18 protein-coding genes and 2 pseudogenes are annotated in these 22484 nt (G+C 72.2%); 7 read left to right on the plus strand and 13 right to left on the minus strand.

All coding sequences use genetic code 11. The annotated features are described in order from the left end of the window. Window positions 1-110: 110 nt before the first annotated feature. The 4 genes and pseudogenes from E6P78_RS13605 to E6P78_RS13620 form a co-directional block, all read right to left on the minus strand. Window positions 111-1346: a hypothetical protein gene (locus tag E6P78_RS13605; protein ID WP_240799197.1), complete on the minus strand. Its 1236-nt coding sequence runs from the start codon at window positions 1344-1346 to the stop codon at window positions 111-113. After that, window positions 1343-2809: a phenylacetate--CoA ligase family protein gene (locus E6P78_RS13610; RefSeq protein WP_136203828.1), complete on the minus strand. Its 1467-nt coding sequence runs from the start codon at window positions 2807-2809 to the stop codon at window positions 1343-1345. Before E6P78_RS13610 ends, E6P78_RS13605 begins: the two co-directional genes overlap by 4 nt. A 395-nt stretch (window positions 2810-3204) precedes the next feature. Then, window positions 3205-3378 (minus strand): annotated as a pseudogene (locus tag E6P78_RS13615) (DNA-binding response regulator); the annotation flags it as partial. An 88-nt stretch (window positions 3379-3466) separates the two neighbouring features. Beyond that, complete coding sequence (locus tag E6P78_RS13620; protein ID WP_136203829.1) at window positions 3467-4744, minus strand: cation:proton antiporter; 1278 nt, start codon at window positions 4742-4744, stop codon at window positions 3467-3469. Window positions 4745-4956: 212 nt separating this feature from the next. On the opposite strand from E6P78_RS13620, the gene E6P78_RS13625 reads away from it, so the two are divergent. Further along, the gene (locus E6P78_RS13625; protein ID WP_136203830.1) at window positions 4957-5331 is read left to right on the plus strand and encodes a VOC family protein; all 375 of its coding nucleotides are present in this window, start codon (window positions 4957-4959) and stop codon (window positions 5329-5331) included. A gap of 24 nt (window positions 5332-5355) precedes the next feature. On the opposite strand, the gene E6P78_RS13630 is transcribed toward E6P78_RS13625, so the two are convergent. Then, a complete protein-coding gene (locus E6P78_RS13630) occupies window positions 5356-6489 on the minus strand; it encodes an NAD(P)/FAD-dependent oxidoreductase (RefSeq protein ID WP_136203831.1) in 1134 nt (377 codons plus the stop codon). 96 nt (window positions 6490-6585) lie between these two features. Between E6P78_RS13630 and E6P78_RS13635 the strand changes: the two genes are divergently transcribed. Then, window positions 6586-7290, plus strand: coding sequence for a TetR family transcriptional regulator (locus E6P78_RS13635; protein WP_136203832.1), 705 nt, complete (start codon window positions 6586-6588; stop codon window positions 7288-7290). Here E6P78_RS13635 and E6P78_RS13640 read toward each other — a convergent pair. After that, complete coding sequence (locus E6P78_RS13640) at window positions 7270-7530, minus strand: DUF5133 domain-containing protein (protein ID WP_240799198.1); 261 nt, start codon at window positions 7528-7530, stop codon at window positions 7270-7272. The genes E6P78_RS13635 and E6P78_RS13640 overlap by 21 nt on opposite strands. Before the next feature lie 422 nt (window positions 7531-7952). Further along, the gene (locus E6P78_RS13645) at window positions 7953-8801 is read right to left on the minus strand and encodes a DUF3626 domain-containing protein (RefSeq protein WP_136203833.1); all 849 of its coding nucleotides are present in this window, start codon (window positions 8799-8801) and stop codon (window positions 7953-7955) included. A 124-nt stretch (window positions 8802-8925) separates the two neighbouring features. Between E6P78_RS13645 and E6P78_RS13650 the strand changes: the two genes are divergently transcribed. The 3 genes from E6P78_RS13650 to E6P78_RS13660 all read left to right on the plus strand — a co-directional run bounded on the left by E6P78_RS13650 (window position 8926) and on the right by E6P78_RS13660 (window position 10834). Next, complete coding sequence (locus E6P78_RS13650) at window positions 8926-9477, plus strand: hypothetical protein (protein ID WP_136203834.1); 552 nt, start codon at window positions 8926-8928, stop codon at window positions 9475-9477. A gap of 543 nt (window positions 9478-10020) precedes the next feature. Then, the gene (locus E6P78_RS13655; protein WP_136203835.1) at window positions 10021-10365 is read left to right on the plus strand and encodes a hypothetical protein; all 345 of its coding nucleotides are present in this window, start codon (window positions 10021-10023) and stop codon (window positions 10363-10365) included. Between the two features lie 22 nt (window positions 10366-10387). Continuing rightward, entirely contained in the window at window positions 10388-10834 is a 447-nt protein-coding gene (locus tag E6P78_RS13660; protein WP_136203836.1) for a glutaredoxin domain-containing protein, read from the plus strand. Between the two features lie 98 nt (window positions 10835-10932). Here E6P78_RS13660 and E6P78_RS13665 read toward each other — a convergent pair whose 3' ends face one another. The 5 genes and pseudogenes from E6P78_RS13665 to E6P78_RS32760 form a co-directional block, all read right to left on the minus strand. Further along, complete coding sequence (locus tag E6P78_RS13665; RefSeq protein ID WP_136203837.1) at window positions 10933-11856, minus strand: NAD-dependent protein deacetylase; 924 nt, start codon at window positions 11854-11856, stop codon at window positions 10933-10935. A gap of 37 nt (window positions 11857-11893) precedes the next feature. Next, window positions 11894-12073 (minus strand): annotated as a pseudogene (locus E6P78_RS13670) (PEP-utilizing enzyme); the annotation flags it as partial. Beyond that, window positions 12049-13095, minus strand: a complete 1047-nt coding sequence (locus E6P78_RS13675; RefSeq protein ID WP_136203838.1) for an adenylate/guanylate cyclase domain-containing protein — start codon at window positions 13093-13095, stop codon at window positions 12049-12051. The gene E6P78_RS13675 and the pseudogene E6P78_RS13670, both read right to left, overlap by 25 nt. Then, window positions 13092-13541: a universal stress protein gene (locus tag E6P78_RS13680; protein WP_136203839.1), complete on the minus strand. Its 450-nt coding sequence runs from the start codon at window positions 13539-13541 to the stop codon at window positions 13092-13094. The genes E6P78_RS13675 and E6P78_RS13680 overlap by 4 nt, the downstream gene beginning before the upstream one ends. 96 nt (window positions 13542-13637) lie before the next feature. Beyond that, on the minus strand, window positions 13638-13799 hold the full coding sequence (locus E6P78_RS32760; protein ID WP_168712615.1) for a hypothetical protein: 162 nt from the start codon (window positions 13797-13799) through the stop codon (window positions 13638-13640). 65 nt (window positions 13800-13864) lie between these two features. Here E6P78_RS32760 and E6P78_RS13685 point away from each other — a divergent pair, with 65 nt between their 5' ends. Together E6P78_RS13685 and E6P78_RS13690 are read left to right on the plus strand one after the other, a co-directional pair. Beyond that, window positions 13865-14089 (plus strand): hypothetical protein, encoded by a 225-nt coding sequence (locus E6P78_RS13685; protein WP_136203840.1) that lies wholly within the window; start codon window positions 13865-13867, stop codon window positions 14087-14089. A 381-nt stretch (window positions 14090-14470) separates the two neighbouring features. Beyond that, window positions 14471-15487 carry an ABC transporter permease gene (locus tag E6P78_RS13690; RefSeq protein WP_136203872.1) on the plus strand — a complete coding sequence of 339 codons (1017 nt, stop codon included), beginning with the start codon at window positions 14471-14473 and terminating at the stop codon, window positions 15485-15487. A gap of 222 nt (window positions 15488-15709) precedes the next feature. Here E6P78_RS13690 and E6P78_RS13695 read toward each other — a convergent pair whose 3' ends face one another. After that, window positions 15710-22426, minus strand: coding sequence for a beta-ketoacyl synthase N-terminal-like domain-containing protein (locus E6P78_RS13695; protein WP_136203841.1), 6717 nt, complete (start codon window positions 22424-22426; stop codon window positions 15710-15712). Window positions 22427-22484 lie beyond the last annotated feature (58 nt).

Here is a 22484-nt window from a genome sequence, read left to right on the forward strand (position 1 = left end):
ACCGCGCCCCGCCCCAGGCGACCGGGACCGCGTCGGAAGTACGCAAGGTCTGGCTGCTGGGTCTCCCCCGGATGATCCTGGCATCCTCGGCCCTCGGCATCGCCGGAAACCTAGGAGCCAAGCGGCCCCTGCTGCTCGTCATCGTGTGCGTGTCCGCGGGCCCGGCCGGGTACGGACCGCGGTGCGGAAGCCGCCTTCTGCGGCGAGGCGTGCCCGGCCTCTCGCTCCGGGCCGCCATGGTGATCGACGCGCTGGTCCTGACCAGGCTGTTTCTCTGGGTGTTCATCCGCTGACGAGGCGCGCCGCACGGGGACTGCCAACGGCACCGGCGTGCAGCCCCGGCGCCCCGCGTCCCGGCGTGCGAGGCCGGGCGAGGTCCCGCCGCCCACGACCCGGCCGTCCAGGACCGCGAGCCAGCCGTCCTCGGGCAGGGCGGCGGGCAGCCCCTGCGCGTCGGGCGGATCGAGGGCCCTGAGCAGCGCAGGGTCCGGGTCCGCCGGGGCGGTGGCGGCTGCCGCGCGCGGTGCGCTCGCACGCCACTCGGCGACCGTCCGCTCGGCGCCCCGGGACCGTACCCACAGCACGTGCTGGACCACGATCAGCGGACCGAGCGCGGTCAGGAGGGGAAACGCCCCGGTCAGCGCGCCCAGGGCGAACAGCAGGCTGACGGCGCCGGACACCGCCACCCCGATGCCGGCCGCGAGCAGACCGGCGGCCCGCCCGAAGGCCTTGAGCGCCACCAGCGGGAACAGCACGAGCAGAAGCAGGTCACCCAGCCCCAGCGCCACCGGCGGATCGCCCCGGGTGACAGCCAGCAACGGGGCGAAGGGCAGCCCCATCACCTGGGCGGCGAACCGGTCCATCACGGAGGTGAGCCCGGTCGCCACCAGGTCGTAGCAGGCCAACGCCCCCGCGAACCAGGCCGCGTGCGCCGACCGCATGCCGCTCTGCGCCCACATGTTCGCCACGCCCACTACGGCCGTCGCGAGCAGCACATCGGTGAGCACTACCACGGCGAGCGACCGGTCCGCGAACGCGCACCCGGCGGTGGCCGCGACCGAGACGAGCGCGACCGCCCACGCCCGGCCCCCGCCCGTCAGCGGCGCCAGCGTGAATTGGAGCGCCGCGCAGAGCACCAGCCCGAAGACGACCGCCACCGCCGTCCGGGGCAGCTCCAGGTAGAGCAGCGGTGCGGCCACCACCACCGCGAACACCACGGCCACGTCCGCGAGTTCGTACCGGCCCACCGGCGGGCGCGGCATCCGGACACGGCCGAAGTAGGCGAGGCCCGCCAGCGTGATCACGGCGACGCAGCAGTTCAGGCCCACCAGGGCCGCCGTGCTCACGCCGGGCTCACGATGCGGGCCGCGGCCGGGCGGGCCGACTCGAACGTGCGCTCCCGCAGGTCCGCCCGGACCGGCCCGGTCGGCGGCATCGAGGACGGCTCGTCGTGCAGCACGATCGCGCCAAGCGCGAGCCCCGAGGCGGTGGCCCGCTCCTCCAGCCTGCTCAGCAGGCCCGCGGCGGGCAGCCGGCGGACCAGGACGTGCAGGCGCGGACCGGAGGGCGTTTCGACGAGGGCGTAGCGCGCGGGCAGCGGGATGTCCGGCTCCGACTCAAGCAGGTTCAGCACCGAACGGGTGGGGACCGCGACGCTGAGCGGACCCGACCAGCGGCCGAGTATCTGCGAGGTTGCGGGCAGATGGGCCAGCTCGCAGCCGGTCGAGCTCTCCGGCAGCCGCACCAGGTCCCCGGTCGCGTACCGCAGCAGCAGGGTGCAGTCCCGGTAGGGGACGTACGGGGTCTGCACGATGACCCCCACACCGCCCGGCGCAGTCGGCGCGTGGGTCACCGGGTCGAGCACTTCAAGATGCCCGAACTCGGTGGTGTGGTGCAGATGCCCCTCGGCGCACGGCGTGCCGCCCGACGGCACGGTCTCCGTCATCATGTACGAGGTGGAGGTATCGGCCCCCAGGACCGCCGCCGCCCGCTCCCTCAGCGGTTCGGAGAGCGGTTCGCCGCCCACGCCGATGTATACGAGCCCGAAGTCCGAAGCCTGCCAGCCGCCGCGTTCCGCCTCTTCGACCAGGGCCGCGAGGTAGGAGGCGGACAGGGTCAGGTGCGTGATCTGCGGGGCCTTGCCGCGCAGCCCGAGCGGGGCGGCAAGCCGGTCCAGCGCCACCGCCGGCTCCACGGTCCCGAGCTGCACGAACGATGCCCCGATGCGGGTCACCGACTCCTCCACGTTGAGCAACGGGAGCGTCGCCCGCGAGCAGCCCGCGTAGGCAAGGGTGTGGTGGGGGCGCAGGCCCAGCCCGAGCACGGCGGACACGGTGCTCATGGCGACCGCGATCTCGACCTCGGCCCGGGAGTACCAGACGGTGGTGGGTGTGCCGCTCGTCCCCGTGGTGAGCGCCATCAGCGCAGGTGCGGAGACGGCCGAGACGAATGCCGCCGGCAGACCGCGCAAGGCCGCCTTCGGTGTCACCGGCACCTGATCCCAGGTCTCCGGCGTGAGTGTGCCCGGATCGAGGCCCAGCCGGTCGAACGTCCTGCGGTAGTAGGCGGTGTGCCGGGCGGCCGCCCGTGCCGTGGCCCGCAGACTGCGTTCGGTGACGGTTCGCCGTACCGCCGGATCGACGGCCCCCGCCCGGCCGGGCAGCAGAGCCGAGTCCGCGCCCGGTTCACCGAACTCCGCGATCGTGGCGACGAGATCCCGGGCGATGCGCTCCAGGTCGTACGGGCGGATCGGGCGATTGCGCAGTATCGCCGCACCGTAGCGGAGCTGGCTGAGCGCGGTACCGAACAAAGAGGCCTCCTGCGCCTGGACCGGTATTGAACTCCCGGTCCAGGCCGGGCGGTTCCGTCAGACCATGCTGGCGAACATGGCCGCGGTGAGCGTGCTGAAGGCGTACTTGATGTAGTGCTTGACCATGGCGGGTCTCCCTCCTCGGGACCGCCCCGCAGGACGGCTGGGCTCCTGTGGTGCACTCGCAGCCAAGGACGGCTGTTCGATGAACGAGAGAGTAGAGCAGGGCTGTTGCATACTCAACGGTGCGTGCCGATCTGGTCGTTCACCCCGGTCGCTCCGGGCATCGCCCCCATCGGCCGCATCGGCCGCATCGGCCGCATCGGCCGCATCGGCCGCACCGGCCGGCCATGGGCTCGCGATCAGGGGCCGGTCTCTTCTGCGCCCTCATCCGTTTCCCGTTCGCGCGGGGCGAGCGCGGCGAGGTCGCGGTGGAGGGCGGTGGCGTCGCCGCCGCGCCGGTTGAACCCCTGGAGGAGGCGGCGCGTGATGGCGGGCGCGAGGAGGGCGTCACCGGTACGGACGGTACGCACGGCGGCGGTCAACTGCTCGGGGGTGACGTCCGCGAGGGAGGCCCGGGTGCACGCCGAGGAGTGGGGTCTCCCCTGTTCGAGCGGAGCCGAGAACTTCGGGGAGCCCCAGACGCCGCGGGATGCTTCACGAAGATCCGCCGGACCGGCCCTGGGCGACGCGGGAGCGCCGCTGGTCCAGGCGCCGGATCACGGGCGTCGCCGTCGCACCGTGCAGGAGCACGGAGGCGAGGACCGTGAACGCCGCGACCGCCCACAGCTCGTCGGCGTACCGGGTGAACGGCCCCTTGCCGAGGGCGTACGCGAGGTAGAAGAGCGAGCCGATACCCCGGATGCCGAACAGGGCCGTGACCGCCCGCTCGCGCCGCCCGGCCGGAAAGCCCAGCTGCGCGGCGACACCGGCGACCGGACGGATAACAAGGATCAGGGTGACCCCGAGGAGCGCCCCCTGCCAACTGAGGACGGACAGCCCGTCCGCGACCAGGTACCCACCGAGGAGGAACAGCAGAACAGCGGTCAGCAGACGCTCGATCTGTTCGCTGAAGCCGTGCAGCACTTGGTGGTAGCCGTGGTTGCGCTCGGCGGCCCGAATGGTGCACGCCGTGACGAACACGGCGAGGAATCCGTATCCATGGGCCAGCTCGGTCAGCCCGTAGGCGGTGAAGGTGGCACCGAGGGCGGTGAAACCCTCCATCTGCTGCGAGAGCCGAACATGGCGGGAGCGGAAGAACAACCAGCCGAGCATGCGCCCCACCAGCACTCCCGCGACCAGCCCGACAGTCGCCCGCAGCAGCACATCGGCCACCAGCCAGTGGCCGATCCAGTCCGCCGACCAGCCCTCGCCCGCCGTCGTCGCCAGCGCGACGGCGGCGAGGACGAACGGCAGCGCCAGCCCGTCGTTGAGACCGGCCTCGGAGGTCAGCGTGAAGCGCACCTCCTCCTCGTCCTCCTCGTCCTCACCACTGATCGGCTCCCCGACCCGCACCTCCGCCGCCAGCACCGGATCGGTCGGCGCGAGCGCGGCGGCCAGGAGCAGGGCCACGGCCGGAGGCCAGCCCATGAGCCATGTGCCCAGCAGCGCCACCCCGGCGATGGTCAGCGGCAGGGCCAGCCCCAGGAAGCGCCAGGTTCCCGCCCACGCACGCCATCCGAACGGCCGGTCGATCGCCAGCCCCGCGCCCATCAGCGAAACGATCACGCAGACCTCCGTCACATGCTCGACCCACACGCGGTCCCGCACGGGGTCCACCACGGGCACGTCCAGCGGCAGCAGGGCGATCGCCGCACCCGCGACGAGGAACACCATGGGCATGGAAAAGGGACGCCGACGAACCAGCGGGGGAAGGACAGCGGCCATCAGGATGCCGATACCTGCTGCCATGTATATGCCGTGCGCCAACGTCATGCGGTACCGAGTCCTCCGTCGCTTCGGGCCGCAAACGGATGAACGGGCACGGGACGGCCACGCTGACTGAGGATGCGGCGGGAGGAATACCCGGATACCCCGACACCCGGTACACACGCACCCGCACGTCAGCACACCCGCCCACAGCCCCGAGTGCCCGGCAGGCCGTGCGGCGGATGCATGGCGGCAGGCGTCGGGGCAAGGTGGGGGACATGACGACGATCCTTGGCGCCATCGTTCTCGGCACGCCCGACCCGCCCGCCCTGGCCGACTTCTACCGCGCCATGCTGGGATGGGAGGAGGCCGAGCGGGAGCCCGATTGGGTCAGGCTGAAGGCCCCGGAAGGGGAGCGCCCAGGCCTCAGCTTCCAGCTGGAAACCGACCACACACCCCCGGTCTGGCCCCAACTCCCGGGAACCCAGCAGATGCAGGCGCACCTGGACATCCAGGTCGACGACCTGGAAGCGGAGACCCAGCGAGCCTGCGCCCTGGGAGCGACGCTGGAGGAGCTACAGCCCCAGAAGGACGTACGTGTCCTGCGCGACCCCCACGGCCACCCGTTCTGCCTCTTCCTCCCGGGCGCCTGAAGACCCTGCCCGACGGGGACGGTCTCACCCCTGCTCGGCCGCGCCGTTGAAGAAGTCGATGAAGCTGTACGGCGCGCGGTCGCCGAGGCAGAGGTCGAGGATCTCGCGCGCGTCGTCGTAGAACGGCTCGGTACGCGCGAACAGCGCCTCCTCGTACGCGGTGAGCGCCGCCTCGATGTCGCCGGGACGGGCGGCGATGGCCCTGCCGAGCTCGGAGCCGTCGAACATCGCCAGGTTGGCGCCGTCACCGGAGGGGCGCATCAGGTGCGCGGCATCGCCGAGAAGGGTCACCCCGGGCACCCGGTCCCAGCGATGACCGTCCGGAAGGGTGTGGATCATGCGGGCGACGGGAGCGGTCTCGCCCTCGGTGATCAGGGCGGTGAGGTGCGGCGCCCAGCTCTCGAACTCCGCGGCGACCCGGGCGCGCGCTGCGGCGGGGTCGCCGAAGTCGAGCGCGCCGATCCACTCGGCGGAGCGGTTCAGCTCGACGTAGGTGTGGATGGTGTCACCCGCCTCGCGGTGGGCCACGATCCCCTTCCCCGGCGTGAGCGCGTACATGGCGCCCTCGCCGACCGCCTCGGCCGTCGCGGGGTGGCGCCGGTCCACGTCGTACAGGTAGGTCTCGACGAACGTCGTGCCCGTGTACGAGGGTGTGGCGTCGGACAGCAGCGGCCGGATGCGCGACCAGGCGCCGTCGGCACCGACGAGGACGTCGCTGGTCACGGTCGAGCCGTCGGCGAAGCTCAGCTCGTGCCGGCCGCCACCGAGCGGCCGGACACCGGTGAGCTTGCGCCCCCATCGAATGGTCCCCCCGGGCAGTGAGTCGAGCAGGATCTGCCGCAGCTCGCCGCGGAGCACCTCGGGGCGTGCGGCCGTGCCGTCGTCCGGGAGGTCGAGCAGCACCGCGCCCCGCTCGTCCAGCACGCGCGCGGCCTCGGCGCCCGCGTGGATGATCGCGCGGAACTCGTCGAGGAGACCGGCTTCGGCGAGCGCGCGCTGTCCGTCTTCCTCGTGGATGTCGAGCTGGCCACCCTGCGTACGGGACGCGGCCGAGGGATCGGCCTCGTAGACGGTCGCGGGGATGCCGTGGACCTGCAGGACGCGTGCGAGGGCGAGGCCGCCGAGGCCCGCGCCGATGATCGTGACCGGGGTCGTCATGGCGGGTTCCTTTCGCTGGGTAACGAGGACTGGAACATCGTTCCAATCGCTCGCACCCATGTTGGAACGCCGTTCCAGTCATGTCAAACTTGTCCCATGGCGACCAGACCGAAGCGAGCCGAACGGCGCACGGACGCGCTCTCGAAGGAGCGGATCGTGCGGGCCGCGATCCAGATACTCGACGCGGACGGTGAGAGTGCGCTGACGTTCCGCGCACTCGCGGCGCGCCTGGCCACCGGCAGCGGGGCGATCTACTGGCACATCGCCAACAAGGACGACCTGCTGGCCGCGGCCACCGACGACGTCATCGCCCGCGTCGTGACGGACGTGCCGAGCGGCGCCGGCCCGCAGGAGGCGGTCCGGGCCATCGCCCTGGGAATCTTCGACGCGATCGACGCCCACCCGTGGGTGGGCCACCAGCTCTCCCGCATGCCCTGGCTGGCCGCGATGCCGCAGATCTTCGAGGGCATCGGCGGCCAGCTCCAGGCGCTGGGCGTCAGCGAGGACGCCTGGTTCGATTCGGCGTCCGCGCTCGTGAACTACATCCTCGGCGTCGCCGGACAGAACGCCGCCAACAGCCGCGCGCACGCCCACGGGACCGATCGCACGGCCTTCCTGGGCGCCGTCGCCGACCAGTGGACGCGGCTCGACCCGGCACGGTATCCCTTCGTGCACCGGGTGGCGGGGCAACTGGCCGACCACGACGACCGCGAGCAGTTCCTCGCCGGCATCGACCTCATCCTGGCCGGCCTCAGGACCGCGACACCCGTGCCGGACGCCTCAGGCGGCGACGGGGCCTGACCGGGCACCGCGAACCGGCGTCGGGCGGCTCGCCGAGTCCGGCACGCCGTTGCGCAGAAGAGCGTCGGCGGTGCTCAGGGCCTCCCGCACGTCGCTGACGCCCGTCATGACACACAGGGTGTACGCCGTGTCCTCGCGTTGCCGGACGGTGTCCGGGGTGGAACGGCGCTCGTCCTCGATCACCGCGTCGGCGTAACGGGACAACGCGGCACGCAGGTCTCCGGGCGTGGGAAGCAGCACAGCCAACTCCTCCTCAGTGGACCGCCCCTCCTGAGCCGCACGATGGGCGGGGGCAGGGGCATCGCTCACAACGATCTTCGGATTCCCCGCATCACGCAGAGCATTCCCCCGTATTCCGGCCACCTCGACAGGCCCGCAGTCGATCCCGATAAGCCTGCTGGGACGGGGCACACGTCAGGTATGGCCGGGGAGGCCGCCCTGCGGAAGTCGGAAGAGGACCCGCACGGCAGGCCCCTCGGTCATGTACGTCGCCCACCCCGCCCCGGTCCACCCGCACCTGTGGCCGTTGCGGGCGATCGGACGCAACGAACGTGCCATCGCTGCCCTCGGCCCAGCCGCGGCGTTTCACGCGGAGCCGCGGCTGAGCGATCGGTGACTTCTCGCGAAGGGGCCGGATGACGCGTGTTCCCGCAGGGCCGAGGCTACGGGTGCCACACCTGGCCGAAGCGCGCCACGTAATGCCACACCTTCTTGACCGCCTGGGCGTCGAAGCGCCCCGCGCAGGCCGCGTCTCCGACGATGCGGGGGTCGAGCACACCGTCAACGGCGATCGTCGTGCCCAGGTCGACGTACTCCTGACCGCGGTAGCCCGGGTGCCGGCGCAGGTCCTCGACCGTGAGCCGGAACCCGGGATGCCACTCCACGGGGCAGCCGAGGCGCCGGGCGGCGGTCTCGACAGCCGTGTCCCGGTAGCAGGGGTCCAGGACCAGCGCCTCCACATGGCGCTCCGGACGGACCGGCCCATGCACCTGCGCCTCGATGTAGTCGTCCAGGGCGTCCCGACGGCCGGCCAGGGCGAGGCCGACGAGCCCCATACGGGAGACGACCCCGAAATCCGAAGGCTGGAGGAAGCTGTCCGGGTAGCAGAACGTGGTGCGCTCCAGCGCCTCGAAGGCCAGCCTGAAATGCGCGGAGCCGAACCGCGGCGCTCCGCCGGCCGGCTTCCGGCGGAAGTTCAACGCCCCGTAGACGGGCCGCTCGTGGGCCGGAGCCGTGTCGTACGCCCCGTCGAAGATCCGGCTCTCCCAGCGCCACCGGTCGCCGCCCGGATGGGCGGTCAGTCCGCCGTTGCTGGTTCCGGTGACGAACTGCGAGCAGTAGGCCCCGGTCTCGGCCATCGCCTCCAGGATCGGCCTGCCGCGCACCGGACGGTCCGGGTGGAAGTTGAGGGTCACCCGAAGTGCGGGGTCCGCCGGAGGGCCCGATGCCAGCGACGTGACGTGGTCGAGGGCCCGTTGCTGCGAAGTCCGGAAGGAGGAAGGGGAACTCATCCGCACAGTCTTCCCCGATGCGGTCGACCGGCGCACGGATTTGTCCCCGGGCAGGCACGCCCCGGGGAGATGATGCGGCGGAGAGAACTGCCTACGTGCCGTGTTACCCGACCGGGGGTCCTTTGTGAGTCCGACCGACCAGATACTTCCGCTCGCGGGCGTCGCCCTGGGGGCCGTCATGTCGTTCCTGGTGAGCAGCGCGACCGAGCGTACGAGGTGGCGCAGACAACAAGCCGTGCGATGGGACGAGCGCCGCCTGACGGCGTACGCCGAGTACGCCCACGCGGTCAAGGAGTTGGCGGCGCGCTATCAGATGATCGCTGCCGCCCGCGGCCTGACGTCGGGCCCCGTACCACTGGAGCCGACCCCGGAAGTACTCTCCGAAGTCAGCCAGTTGGAGTCCAGGCGCTCCGCGCTGTCGGAGACGCTCGGACTGCTCGGTGACACCGAGGCGAACACCGCGTCCAAGTCACTGGACCACTGCTTGTGGCGGTTGGAGTCCCTGGCCCGGGGCGTCACCATGGAGGCCGAACACGACTGGGACCAGGCCTATCTGGAGTTCCGGAACGCACGAAACCGCTACGTCGAGCGCGCGCGGGCCAGCCTCGGTGTGACAGGGGCCGCCGGCCGGGACGTGGCCTGGCCTGCCGCATGGCGTCCCGCGGCCAGGCCGTAGTCCTCACCGTGAGGACTGCATACACGCGTCTCGTGACCCGAGCGATCCGGCGACCTCCCCCGCCGTCAGGCGACGAGCCGTACGACCAGTGCGAGGACCACGAGTGCGCCGACTGCGACCCCCGTGGTCTGCCAGATCCGCTTCCGGGGCGGGAGCGTCATGACGTGCGGCCGCCCGCCGTGGGGAACACGAACAGGTCAGGGACCTGCCCGTGCCCGCGCAGCGCCGTACGGTGCCGTCCCTGCCGCAGTCGGGACAGCTCTCCCGATCCCGGTCGCCCGGCAGGTGGTGCACTGGCTTACCCACCGCCGGGGATGCAAACTCGTCCTCACCTGGCCCGCCTCGGCCACCGACACCTTGCCCGTGCGCCCCGAGGACGTCCCCGTCGTCCGGCCCGATGGAAGTTACCTGGTCACGGGGGACTCGGCGGAGTGGGACTCAGCACCACCCGGTGTGTGCGTCTCGTCGCCCGGCCCGGCCGCCGCCCACGCGATCCGCCCGCCGCGAATGCCGCACCCCGCCCTGCGCTACCTTCCTGGAGATATGGACGACGAGGCGGAGGCACCCTTCATCGACCCGGAATCGGACTACCCGTGCTGCTGGTTCTGCCCGGCCCTGCGGCTTCCGCGCACCGGTTTTCTCGTCGCGGACCGGCCCAGCAGGGACTGGCCGTTCGATGTGGCGGACGGCTACCGGTACACCGTCGACACCCGGACCCCGGTCTGCGTACACCCCGGCCGCGTCGGCCTGGACGCGGAGCGCAGGGCCCGGATCTACGTGGACCCCCCGCCGCCGGACCCCGAGCAGACCGCCCTCGCGCCGGCCGGACGGCGCCGCCGATGGTGGCGGCTGCGGCCCGGTCCGAAGAGCATGTCGGGTCAGGGGTAGCTTAGGGGTAGCCTGCGTCTTCATGATGCGTGCCTGGTCTCTGCCGATCCTGCTCCTCGTCTGCGGTTCGGCCGCCGCGACCGGGTTGTTCTTCAGAGGACACATCGCCGAAGGCGTCACCATCGTGCTGGCCTTTGCGCTGCTCACGTACCTGAACTCGCCCCTGATCTTCCCGAAGTCGATCGGCGCGCTGGAGGCACAACGCCGTAGCGCGGTCGACGGCCGCCCGATCGTCTTCTGGCGCCCGGGCTGCGCGTACTGCCTGCGCCTGCGCATCCGGTTGCGCCGCCGCGCCCGCCATCTGCATTGGGTCGACATCTGGCGTGACCCGGAAGCGGCGGCGCTGGTGCGGGCGGCCAACGACGGCAACGAAACGGTGCCGACCGTCCTCGTGGCGGGCAAACCCCACACCAATCCGGACCCGGCATGGGTACGCGCACAACTCGCCCCATCCACGCGACGGAACTGAAGCGCCGAGGCCCGAACTCGGCGGGCCTCCGGACCAGCGCACGCCGACCACCCGCTGAGCAGTGACAGGGCCTCCTGCCTGCGGCTCACCCCCCGCCGTCACGCACCCAATGCCTCATCCGTACGGTCCGCCGCCGCGTCTTCGACGGCGATGCCCAGCCGGTCGGAGACCGTACCGAGAGCCGGCCCGAGCGGCAGCGAGATCCGCGTGACGGCCTGCCCGTCGCCCCGGGTCGGCTCCCGGTTGACGATGAGCACAGGCTTTCCGGCCTGGGCGGCCTGCCGGACGAATCGGAGCCCGGACATCACCGTCAGCGAGGAGCCCAGGACCAGCAGCGACGTCGCCCCGCGGATCAGTTCGCGGCAGTGCTCCACCCGCGCAGGGGGCACGGCTTCGCCGAAGAACACCACGTCCGGTTTGAGGATGCCGCCGCAGACCGCGCACGGCACCACCTGGAAGTCACCGACCTGTTCATCGGTGAGATCGGCGTCGCCGTCCGGATTGACCGTGGCGGCCACCGGCTCGAACCCCGGATTGGCCTCCTCCAGCCGCCGCGCGAGCTCCCGGCGCGAGACGAACGTGCCGCAGGAAAGGCAGACGACCCGGTCCAGGCCGCCGTGGAGCTCCACGACACCCTCACTGCCGGCGGCCTGATGCAGACCGTCGACGTTCTGAGTGATCACCCCCGAGAGCAGACCGCTGCGCCCGAACGCGGCCACCGCTCGGTGACCGGCGTTCGGGCGTGCGCGCCGGAAGGTCCTCCAGCCGAGGTGACTGCGCGCCCAGTAACGGCGCCGTGCCTGAGCGCCGCCGGTGAAGTCCTGGTACGTCATCGGGGTGTGCCGGCTCAGGCTTCCGCCCTCGCCCCGGTAGTCGGGGATGCCGGACTCCGTGGAGATACCCGCCCCGCTCAGCACCAGCACACCGCCGCCGTGGAGCGCTTCGACGACTGGGGCCAGATCGGTGGTGGCCGGTGGCAGACTGTCGGTGGGAGTCCAGCTCAGAGTGGGACGCATGCGCATGCGTCCAGGGTACGGAACGGGCCCCGCCACCCTGCGGTCACGACAGGAGCTCGACGTACCTGTCGGTTCCGTGTACGCGAATGCGCTGCCCGTCCTGGATCAGCCGGGTGGCGCGCTCCACACCCACCACGGCCGGCAGACCGTACTCCCGGGCGGTCACCGCACCATGCGTCATCAGGCCGCCCACCTCCGTCACCAGCCCCGCGACGCCGACGAAGCCGGCTTGGCCGCCCGGAGGAGCACAGGCCGCAACCGGCTGTATCCGCGCACGGACACCGGACGCAGCGGCCGCAGCGCATAGCCCGCCACACCCGCCAGCTCGCCGGCGAGCGCGGTGTTCACCAGTACGGAGGCAGGCCGGGCCACCGCGGTGAGCCGGGCCGCGATGTTCACCGCCGCCCCGTAGACGTCACCGAAGCGGCCGATGACGGCGCCGTGGGCCAGCCCGGTACGCACCTGCGGCAGCCCCGGGTCGGCGTCGGCGCGAGCCGTGAGCTCCAGGGCGATGTCGGCGGCAGCGGCCGCCGACTCGCACACGAACAGCACCTCGTCGCCGATGGTCTTCACCACCTGGCCGAGCCCTTCGGCCACCACGTCACCGGTCATGCTCTCGAACCGGTCGAGAACCCGCACGAGTTCGGCCCCGTCCAGCCCACGGCTCATCCGGGTGTACCCCACCATGTCCGTGAAGCCCACCGCCCTGTCACGCACATGCGCACCACCACCGGGCACACCCGACGCCGAGCCGTCCTCCCGGCCCTCGGAGAGCGCGTGCCCGGCATGCGCCACGAGGTGCCGCCGCCACACGTATCGCTGCACCAGTTCGATCTCCGGCAGCAGCGCCGCCATGTGGTCGAGCAGGGCGCCCTGGCCGGGCGCCGGGTCCTCGTCGCTGCCGAACCAGTCGCGGAGGGTGTGCACCTGCCAGTCCGCGAGCCGGGAGAGATGATGCCCGAGCGCGCGGGCCATCATCGTCTCGCTCTCCTCGGTGATGAGCCCGGCCGCGACCAGGCGTTCCCCGGCGCGCAGGGCCTCGACATCGGCATCGGTGAACACCCTCGCGTCCTCGTCGACCGCCGGGAAACCGAGCGCCCGCCAGACCCGTACGGCATGCTCGAACTCCACCCCCGCACGCTCGGCGACCTCCCGCCTCGTCCACACACGCCCCCCGCCGAGCAGCACCTCCTCGACGGACCGCCGCGCTCCACCCTCCGGCCGCCCGGGACTCGTGGCGCTCACGTGGTGTGCACGATCAGCACATCGAGACCGGCCCTTCTGGCAACATCCGCCGGCACGGAGCCTAGGAGCCGCCCGGCCAGCGAGCGCAGCCCGCGGTTCCCGACGACCAGCAGATCGGCCGAGCACTTCCGTGCGGTCCGCACAAGCGCCGGAACCGGGTCACCCTCCACGGCGACCGTGCGCACGTCGACCGCGCCCTGGAGACGAGCCCGGTCCTTGGCGGTTCTCAGGGTCTCCTCAGCGGGCGCCGACCCCACGACCTGATAGGCCTCAGCGCCTAACTGATCCTTCGCAAGCGCGAGTTCGGGTCCACGCATGGGTGCGTACGCGCAGGTGACCACGAGCTCAGCCCCACACACCGCGGCGAGCCGGGCCGCGGCCTCGACCGCCGCGAACGACGACTCCGATCCGTCCGTACCGACCAGCAGGGTCCGATAGGCAGTCAAAGCAATCTCCTTACTCGAAAGTAAACTTACTTCAGAGTAAGGTAGAGCGTGGCCCGAAGCCGAGCAAGGGCGGGGTGGCCCTCCGAAGCGAGGTGATCACCCGTGGAGCGAACGAGTCCCTGGGCTGTCGCCCTTGAAGCGTTGCCCCGCGGCGATCCCGTCGCCTACCACCGACCAGACGGTCCCGTCGTCGCCGAAGGTGAACTGCGCAAGCAGGCGCTGTAAGCGGACAGTCAGCCGGATGGCGAGCAGAACCATGCCTCGTGCTTGGGGGGCGACGGGCGGCGGTGTCGCCCTGGCCCAGCGATCCCTACACTCGCGGGATGAACAACCTCAGGTGCACCCATTGCGGCACCATCGGCCTGGCCGATGGCTTTATCGAGGACGCGGGCGACCACACGCGCGGATACGCGCGATGGATCGAGGGTGCGTTGGAGCGGGGGATCTTGGGGGGCGCCAAGCGCATGGGCCGGCTCCGGCGGCAGATAGAAGCGTTCCGCTGCCCCAAGTGCGGACACCTCGAACTGTTCGCCACCGGCGAGGGGTAGTTGGCCCCCGCGCCGTGCTGTCCGCTGGTGCGGCGAGAGCCAGAAAAGGTGGTCAACCAACGCTCACCCAGGTCGCGACAGCCGGCTCGATTGGCAGCAGCGCCCGCGTGGCCCGGTTTGGACCCGTCGCTCGGCAACACGCCGCCGAGGTCGCTGGCGATCCCGACGCCGGCCGCCGTCGAAATGGCAGCTCCTCCGCCCGCGGGCCCCGTTCCGCCAATGGGGTGGACGCGGCGCCGCGTATGCGTGTTCTCTCGGTGGGGCGTTGGGTGAGGCTGAGGATGTGAACGGTATAGGCCACCGGTCAATCACAGCTGAGAGCGGGAACTTCACGTGGCGGATGCAAGGGGCTCCTCAACGAAGGTCGACGCGTGGACGCAGATGCGCGACGCGATCACGACCCGGGCCGTGCTCGTCATGGTGGGAGTGCTTTTGCTCCAGCTGGGTTTCGCCCTTTCGTACATGGGGGCGTTTCACTCTCCCAAGCCCCACCGAATCCCGATCGCCGTGGTCGCGCCGCAGGCAGTGGAAGCAGACCTGGTGGCCCGGCTCAACGCAATTCCCGGCGACCCGTTGCACGTGACCTCCGTCCCGGACCGGGCGCAGGCCAGAGCACGGCTCCTGGAGCGAACGAGCGACGCCGCCCTGATCGTGGAGGTGACCGGACGCACCGACACCCTGCTGGTGGCCTCGGCGGGTGGGCCCTCGGCGGCGGATGCCGCGACGAAGGTCGTACAGGCCGTCGAGCGTACGCAGAACCGCGCCCTGGCCGTCCGTGACCTCCGCGCGCCCGCCGCAGGCGACTCGCGGGGACTGTCGTCCTTCTACCTGGTGCTCAGCTGGACGATCGGCGGCTACCTCGCCGCGTCGGCGCTGAACATGGCGGCCGGTTCCAAGCGTCCCACGCTCCGGCGCTCCCTCGTGCGGCTGGCAGCGATGGTGCCGTACGCCTTCGTCTCCGGGATCGGTGGCGCGATCATCGTGGGCCCGGTGCTCCACTGTCTGCCGGGCTCCTTCTGGGAGCTCGTCGGCATCGGCACGCTGGTCGTGTTCGCCTCCGGTGCCGTGGGGGTGGCCTTGCAGTCGTTGGCCGGGACGATCGGTCTGGGCCTCACCATCCTCATCTTCACCATTCTCGGCAACCCCAGCTCGGGCGGGGTGTATCCGGCGTCGCTGCTGCCACCGTTCTGGGCCGCGATCGGCCAGGCTCTGCCGCCCGGAGCCGGTACGACGGTGGTCCGCAACACCGTCTACTTCGACGGCAACAACATCACCGGCGCCCTGTGGATTCTCGGCGCCTGGGCTTTCGCCGGAATCGTTGTAGCGCTCCTGTCCGCCGCCCTGCGCGACCGGAAACATCGGCCGCGCTCCGAGGCGGCGGCCGGAATCCGAGCTTGAACTCAGGAGCGGAAGCCGATCACGCCGAGGCCGGGTAGCGCCTCCGCGCGCCGCATCCGGTCGAGGCACTGCGTGACGGCCTTCACGACTTCCGGCTCCCGCGGCGGGGCCCGGCCCGAAGCTGACCTGGGGTACGGAGAGAACGCCGACGCACCCGGCGGCTTCCCGCTCGGTCCGGCGCGCAGCTGTCATCCAGCCGGTCGCCGGCACGAGCAGGCCGAGTCAGGACGGCTTCGAAACCACGCGCATGCCCAGTCCCCGCACGCGGTAGATGCAGGTGTCATCGCCCCACAGCGACGCGTCCGCCACCGCGTAGGGGCCCCTCTCGTCCGCGCCGGTCTCCACGATGTCCATGTCCACCCGGATCAGACGGTGGTCCGGGGTGATCTGGCCGCGGTACGTCCATGCCGTCTCCCGGCCGGGCAGCACCGGCTCGAAGCGGGGGCGCGGCGTACCGGCGGCCGCGTCGCGTTCGAGCAGGTAGAACTGGAGCAGTTGGCACATGGCCTCGATGCCCAGCGAGCCCGGCTGCACGGGGTCCTGGAAGAAGTGGGCCCGGAAGAACCAGGCGTCCTGGCGCACGTCCTTCTCGGACCGCAACCGGCCCAGTCCCGCGCTGCCGCCATCCGGCCAGTAGCCCGTGATCCGGTCCAGCATCAGCAGCATGGGGCCCGGCAGACGCAGCTCCCCGGCGCAGTAGCGGTCGGGCCGGACGGTCAGGTCGACGGTGCGGTCGCAGGGCTCGGCGAGGCGGCTTTGGCCGTCCGCCGACGTCGCGAGGCCCTGCTGCTCGTCGAAGGCCGACCGCGGGAAGTAGCCGAAGACCGTTTCGACGGCGAACACGGGCACACCGTCGGCCGAGCACGACACCCGGAACGACTCGACGATCAGGTCACCGCTGCGCGAGATGCGCGTCAGTTCGGCGTGGGTACGGACCGTACGTGTCTCCGGGGTCACCTCGCCGGTCACCGTTCCCGCCCCATCGAGGTTGCGGAACAGCAGGTCCACCTCGGCGGTCAGGGCGCTGCCCACGTACGAGGCGAGCCAGCCGCAGGGTTGCAGCGCGGTTTCCACGAGCACAGCGAAAGGCATGGCGCGGCCGCCGCTCTGCTCGAAGAACCACGCCTGGTCGGGTACGTCGTACTCCGCGACGACGGAACTACCCTCCCGCATCCCGGCCTGCGGTCCTTCCACCGAGACGATCCGGCTCATGAAGTGGTACGGGGGACCGGGGAGCCGCGCCACCCGGCGGGTGCCGTCGAAGGGCTCGTACATCGTGCCGAACGCCTCGCTCGGCCTGCCCCAGGCGCTTGCCAGCAGCGAGGGGTAGTCGAAGGGGAATCCGTCGGCCGCCGTGGCCACCGGCCTCTCCTCCCGGTGGCCTGTCAGCCCGCCCAGCTGCGGCAGCGGCACAGGGGCTGCCCCGGTCTGCACAGCACGCGGGCCGGTGTGCCGCCACTGCGAGAGCGGCCAGTCGGGCACCAGCCGCAGGGCCATGCCGCGCCCGAGAAACGCCTTCGTCCCATCCACCGAGCCCAGTACGTCGGCGTGGAGCGTCGGCACCGGGCCGGCCGAGACACCGCGTACGAACACCTCGTAGACGACCCGCCGCCCCTCGGGGGTCGCCTGCCCCCGGCACATGGTCCGGTAGGGCCGACCGGTGACCGGTTCGAAGCGCCACCCGTCCCGGTCGACGGTGTAGCCCATGGCCGTCAGGTAGAAGGCCATCGCCTGGACACCGCCCTGGAGCATCAAGGTGCCCGGCATGCAGGGGTCGTTCTTGAAGTGCCCGGCGAAGAACCAGTCGTCCGGCGCCAACGACGTCTCGGCGCGCAGATACCCTCGGCCCCACGGTCCTCCGGCCGAGTCGAACGCGCTCACTTCGTCCAACAGCCGCAGCCTGCCCTCGTCGAACCTCGGCGTGCGGATGTGGGCCGCCGTACCTTCCCAACCGGGACCGAAGCAGTCCGCCGGCCGCCCTTCTGTCAGGGCTCGGACCTGCTCCGCGTCGAATCGGGCCCGTTCGCAGTGCACGGCAGGCGGGTCGAGCGGCAGGGCGTCACCCGGCGGATGCTCGGCCGCGTCCCACCGGATGCCACCGCTGTCGGCGAGTTCCGCAGGGGTGAAGAAGCCCGCCTGGCCCTCGCGGACACTGAGCCGGAGCTCGCCGTCCACGTAACAGTCGTAGTGGAAGAAGGCCAGCCGCACGCCACCGGCTTCCGCGTGGCCGTCGACGTGGATCTCGAAGCACAGGGTGTCACCGGCTCCCGGCGGGGCGCCATGAAAGGTCACCTCGCAGCCGAGCAGCCGATAGGCGCGCTCACCCCGGTTGAGGAGATCGGCGCCCAGCCAGCTGAGCAGGAGCAGGTCGGCCTGGCCCGCCTCGATCAGCAGGCCGGTGGGCATGCGCCCCGTCGAGTCCAGGTACCAGCTGTCGGACCGGATGTCGGTCTCCGTCCAGATCCTGCCGTCCGTGCGCACCGGTCCCGGCATGGCGAGCGCCGCGGGCACCGCGTCGATTCCGGTGACCCGGTCGGCGAACAGCATGGGAGGACCGGGCATCCGGGCCTGCACCGCGTACCCGTCCTGCTCTGCGAACCGGGGCCCGAACAGGGCGGAGATCTTGTGCGCGGCGAGGTACTCCAGTTGGGCGCGGTCGAACTTCGGCCCCGGTTTCGGCGGCGGCGACGACGGTGACGCGGGCGTACGCGGCAGGGGGGCGGGTGCCGGCCGAACCGGGGCCGGCGGCGGCGGGAGCTGGACGGCCGGGCGGGGTGCTGTGAGTGCGGGCGGCTCTACGGCGTCAGGGGCGGGGGCCGGTGTTCCGGCAGCTGTCAACGCCCTCACGGCCAGCGTCGACATCCGCAGGAAACGCTGATGGCTTTCGGCGTGACGGGCCATCACCTCACGGTGCAGCTCTGCGGCCCGCAGGCCGAGCCGGGCGACTGCGGCCCGCGCGTCTTCCCGTGCCCGGGATTCCGCGTCGCTGGGAGAGGGGACCGGGAGGGTGGGGCTCTCGGAGTGCTGCGGAGCCGGGGTGGCGTCCGCGCCGGGGCTTCTGTGCGGCGGGGTGGTGGGGGCGGCGGGCCCTCCCGGCACCCGGGCCTGCGGGACGGTGGAGGCGACCGGACGGCGGCCGGGGCCGTGGTCCGGGACCGGGGCCAGCTCGGGGGGCCGGGGCAGGGTCGTCACAGCGGGCTCCAGGTAGGGCAGGCACGGGGAGGGGACTACGGGAACGGTGACGGTGGCACCGGGATGCGGGAGATCCGTGGCGGCGTCGCCGAGCCGGGCGAGCAGTTCCTCGGTTCGTACCGGCACTCCGGCGACGACGAGTTCGGCCACCGACAGGCACAGCTGCCGCAGTCCGGTGTCCTGCGGGGCGTCCAGCGCCACCGCCACGTGCTCCCGGTCGCCGAGCACCCGTTTGATCCAGCCGGTGCACAGCCTCCGCGGCCCGTGTTCCACGAAGACGCGGACCCCGTCGGCCCACGCCTGCTCGACCATGGCCGCGAAGCCGATCGTGCCCATCCCCTGAGCGGTGACCGCCTCGGCGGCCCGCTCGGCCGTCGGCCGGTACGCCTGCCCGGTGGCCCCGCTGTAGAACCGCACACCGGGAACGTCCACCGTGGGACGGTGATGGACCGCGCGCCACACCTCCCGGACCTCCGCCAGCTCCGGGGCGTGGGCCGCCATGTCGTAATCCAGCTCGATGGCGAGGTCGGTACCCAGCCGGGCCACGACAGCCGCGCACGCCCGGGACTCGCCGCCGATGACGCAGATCCCGGGCGCGTTCACCGCCATCAGATGGACGGCGGCCTCCCCGGTGAGCTCCGCACGAACGGCGTCCACAGGGGCACCGACCAGGTAACTCGACCACCGGGAACCCTGAATGCCCCGACGCTCCCAGTGACGCCGCACTGCCCGGAGCTCGCCGGTGAGCTCGGTCGTGAACAGACCGCTCTCCCGGGTGGCTTCGTACAGTCCCGTGGCGTCCGGCCAGGCATCCAGCGCGACCAGCGCGGTCGACTCGCCCGAGGAGTATCCGAGCGCGGCATCCGGCCGCAGACCGAGCACCTCGCGGCTGAACACCGTTTGACACACCGCCAGTTCGGCGGCGATCCAGAGCTGCCGGAGCACTCCCTGCCGAGGCCCGGACCGCAACCGCGAACCGAGCGCACGGTGTTTGTCGCGGACCGCCTCGCCGAGTGAGGGCAGAGCGAGCATCAGCTCGTGACCCATGCCCCGGTAGGCGGCCGAGCCGTTGGTGTACACGAACGCGGTCTGCCCGTCGACCGGCCGGTCCCGGTACAGCACGTCGGCCGGTCGGGCCCCACCCTCCGCCAGCCAGCGGCGGGCGGCTTCCCTACGGTCCGCTGGCACGGTGTCGCCGTCGACCACGAGCGCCAGCCGGGCCGGGCCCGCGCTTGATCGCACACCGGAATCCAGCGCGGCCAGCACCTCCCGGCGGTCCGCCCCGGAGTAGACGTGCAGGCTCGGAGCGGGACCGCGCAGCCACGGCCGGGCGTCCCCCGCACGGAGGCGCACGCTCACGGCGGGCCCCTCCAGCGGCGTCACCACAACGCGCGCGGTCCGGGCGACTGCCCCGGCGTCGGCGGGCTCGCCCGGCCGGGGCACGGCGCGGTGCTGGAGCGAGAGCGCCGCGACCGCGACGGAGACCAGCCCGGACGCCGCATGAGCACGCCCGAAGGCCGCCGCCGGGTCGAACGTCACGCCGGGGCCGTCGCCGATGACCATGTCCGGCTCGTCGGCGCATTCCTCGTCCAGCAGGGCGACGACGGTGTCACCGTCCCTGCGTGCGGCGTCCAGGAGCTTCAGGACCAGGACGACCGCCGCGTCCCCCGGAACGTCCTCGTGCCCGAGTTCCCGCAGGGCGGCCCGGTGGACCGCCTCGCAGGACAGGTCGGCGGCACCCACGAGCGCGGCGTCGGCCTCGCCCGCACGCAGGGCCCGGGCCGCGAGCTCCAGCGCGACCGTCCCGGAGGCCTCCTCGGCGGACACCGTGAACCCCGGCCCGCCGAGGTCGAGTTGGGTGCTGATGCGGTTCGCCGCGAGGTTCGGCATGCTGCCCACCACCCCCTCCGCCGTCATCGGTGGAGCAAACGCGTCCCGGGCGGAGTCCGCCGGCACGGCGGTGCCCTGACCCGCCTCCTCCAGCCAGTGCGGCACCCGCCAGCGGGCACCGGGCCGGGCCACTTCCGGGTCCACCCCCGTGCCGATGACCACCATGGTCCGCTCGCGGGGGAGAGCCACCGCCCGCACCGCCTCCCGGGCAGCCTCCAGTACCAGGAGTTGGTGACGTACGGTGCGCTCCAATGCCAGTGGAGGGAAGCACAGGTCCGTCAGCCCCACCGTGAACTCCTGTGCCGGGCCGCGCTTTTCACCGCCCAGCACCGCCCGGCGCAAGTCCTCCGCAGACGTCCCCTCGCCCACCCGGGCGCCGACCGCGACGATCGCCACCGGGGCACGCCCGCCCGACCCCCCGGCCGCTGACGCCGAAGTCGCGGCCGAAGCCGGGGCCGAATCCGGACAGGTTTCCCGGCTACGGCCGGTCTGCCCCGAACCCTGCGTCGGCCGGGGTACGGCGGGCCGGGACACGTCGTCGGGCAAATCCACGATCAGGTGGGCGTTGGTGCCACCGAACCCGAAGGCACTCACCGCCGCCCTGCGCGGCCCCGGCCACTCCTCCGGTTCCGCGAGCACCCGCAACGGCGTGCCCGCCAGCGCGTTCAGTGGCCGTTGCGCACCGAGCGTCGCCGGACGCACCCCCGCCCGCAGCGCGCCGAGCACCTTGAGCAGCCCGGCCACTCCGGCCGAGGCCAGCAGGTGCCCGACGTTGGACTTAACCGAGCCGATGGGCACGTCGTCACCGGCCCCGAAGACCCGGGCCATGGCACGCGCCTCCACCGCGTCACCGACCGGTGTCCCCGTCGCATGGCACTCGACCAGCGAAACCGACTGGGGGGCGATGCCCGCCATGTCGTACGCCAGGCGCATGGCCCGGACCTGACCCTCCTCGGACGGGCTGATGAGTCCGGCCCCGCGTCCGTCGTTGGAGAGCCCCACGCCCCGGATCACGCCGAGCACGGGGAGGCCCGCGGCCCTGGCGTCGGGCAACCGCATCAGGGCGACGAACCCGGCGCCCTCGCCGTGCACCAGCCCGTCCGCGTCCTGGTGGAAGGGGCGACTGCGTCCCGTCCGGCTGGTCGCGGACAGCCCGCAGAACCCCACGTGCAGGTAGAGCGGGTCGGGCCGGCTGACCGCACCCGCCACCATCAGGTCGGCCGTGCCGTCGTGCAGCCGGTCGCACGCCAGCTTGACCGCGTACAACGAGGACGCACAGGCGGCGTCGAGCGACCACGCCCCCGCGCCGAGCCCGAGCGCCCGGGCGGCGAGCGCGGCGGGCAGCCCGGAGGAGAAGCGGTTGCGTGCGTCGGGACGTGTACGGCGCTCACCCGCCAGCAGGGCGTCACGGAGCGGCGGCGGCCGCTGCGCGGACAGCCAGACGTGTTCGGCGAAGGCCGCCCCGGACTGGGTCGGGTACGACAGGTTCCCCAGCACCAGCCCGCCGCGCGGCAACGGACCCACACGGTTCGCCTCGGTGAGCGCCTGCCGCACCCCGTACAGGACCCAGTGGAACAGCGGGTCCAGCGAGGAGATCCGCTCCGGGGCGATCCGGAGACCGCCCGGGTCGAAGACGGACTCGAACCGTTCGACGTAACCGCCGACCTCGGTCCAGGTGCGGTCGAGGTGGTCGTCCACCGAGCCCATGACCCAGCGGCGCGGGATGCGCCAGCGTCCCGCAGGGGCGGCCGCCAGGCTGGTGCGGCCGGCGGCGATGTTCTCCCAGAACGTGTCCGGGTCGAGTGCACCGGGCAGCACACAGCCCCGGCCGACGACGGCGATCGGTTCGAAATCCATACGAGCGCTCACTTAAGGGGCAGGGCGGGACAGTGGATACCGGCAGGGCACGGGCCCG

Source organism: Streptomyces sp. A0958 (genome assembly GCF_004795035.1).
In the GTDB taxonomy this organism is placed as follows: domain Bacteria; phylum Actinomycetota; class Actinomycetes; order Streptomycetales; family Streptomycetaceae; genus Streptomyces.

Excerpts from the sequence above, each read along its gene's own strand:
- E6P78_RS13620 (WP_136203829.1), bottom strand. The coding sequence starts at position 4,744 with ATGACGTTGGCGCACGGCATATACATGGCAGCAGGTATCGGCATCCTG.
- E6P78_RS13625 (WP_136203830.1), top strand. The coding sequence starts at position 4,957 with ATGACGACGATCCTTGGCGCCATCGTTCTCGGCACGCCCGACCCGCCC.
- E6P78_RS13630 (WP_136203831.1), bottom strand. The coding sequence starts at position 6,489 with ATGACGACCCCGGTCACGATCATCGGCGCGGGCCTCGGCGGCCTCGCC.
- E6P78_RS13635 (WP_136203832.1), top strand. The coding sequence starts at position 6,586 with ATGGCGACCAGACCGAAGCGAGCCGAACGGCGCACGGACGCGCTCTCG.
- E6P78_RS13645 (WP_136203833.1), bottom strand. The coding sequence starts at position 8,801 with ATGAGTTCCCCTTCCTCCTTCCGGACTTCGCAGCAACGGGCCCTCGAC.
- E6P78_RS13655 (WP_136203835.1), top strand. The coding sequence starts at position 10,021 with ATGGACGACGAGGCGGAGGCACCCTTCATCGACCCGGAATCGGACTAC.
- E6P78_RS13660 (WP_136203836.1), top strand. The coding sequence starts at position 10,388 with ATGATGCGTGCCTGGTCTCTGCCGATCCTGCTCCTCGTCTGCGGTTCG.
- E6P78_RS13665 (WP_136203837.1), bottom strand. The coding sequence starts at position 11,856 with ATGCGCATGCGTCCCACTCTGAGCTGGACTCCCACCGACAGTCTGCCA.
- E6P78_RS32760 (WP_168712615.1), bottom strand. The coding sequence starts at position 13,799 with ATGGTTCTGCTCGCCATCCGGCTGACTGTCCGCTTACAGCGCCTGCTT.
- E6P78_RS13685 (WP_136203840.1), top strand. The coding sequence starts at position 13,865 with ATGAACAACCTCAGGTGCACCCATTGCGGCACCATCGGCCTGGCCGAT.
- E6P78_RS13690 (WP_136203872.1), top strand. The coding sequence starts at position 14,471 with ATGCGCGACGCGATCACGACCCGGGCCGTGCTCGTCATGGTGGGAGTG.
- E6P78_RS13695 (WP_136203841.1), bottom strand. The coding sequence starts at position 22,426 with ATGGATTTCGAACCGATCGCCGTCGTCGGCCGGGGCTGTGTGCTGCCC.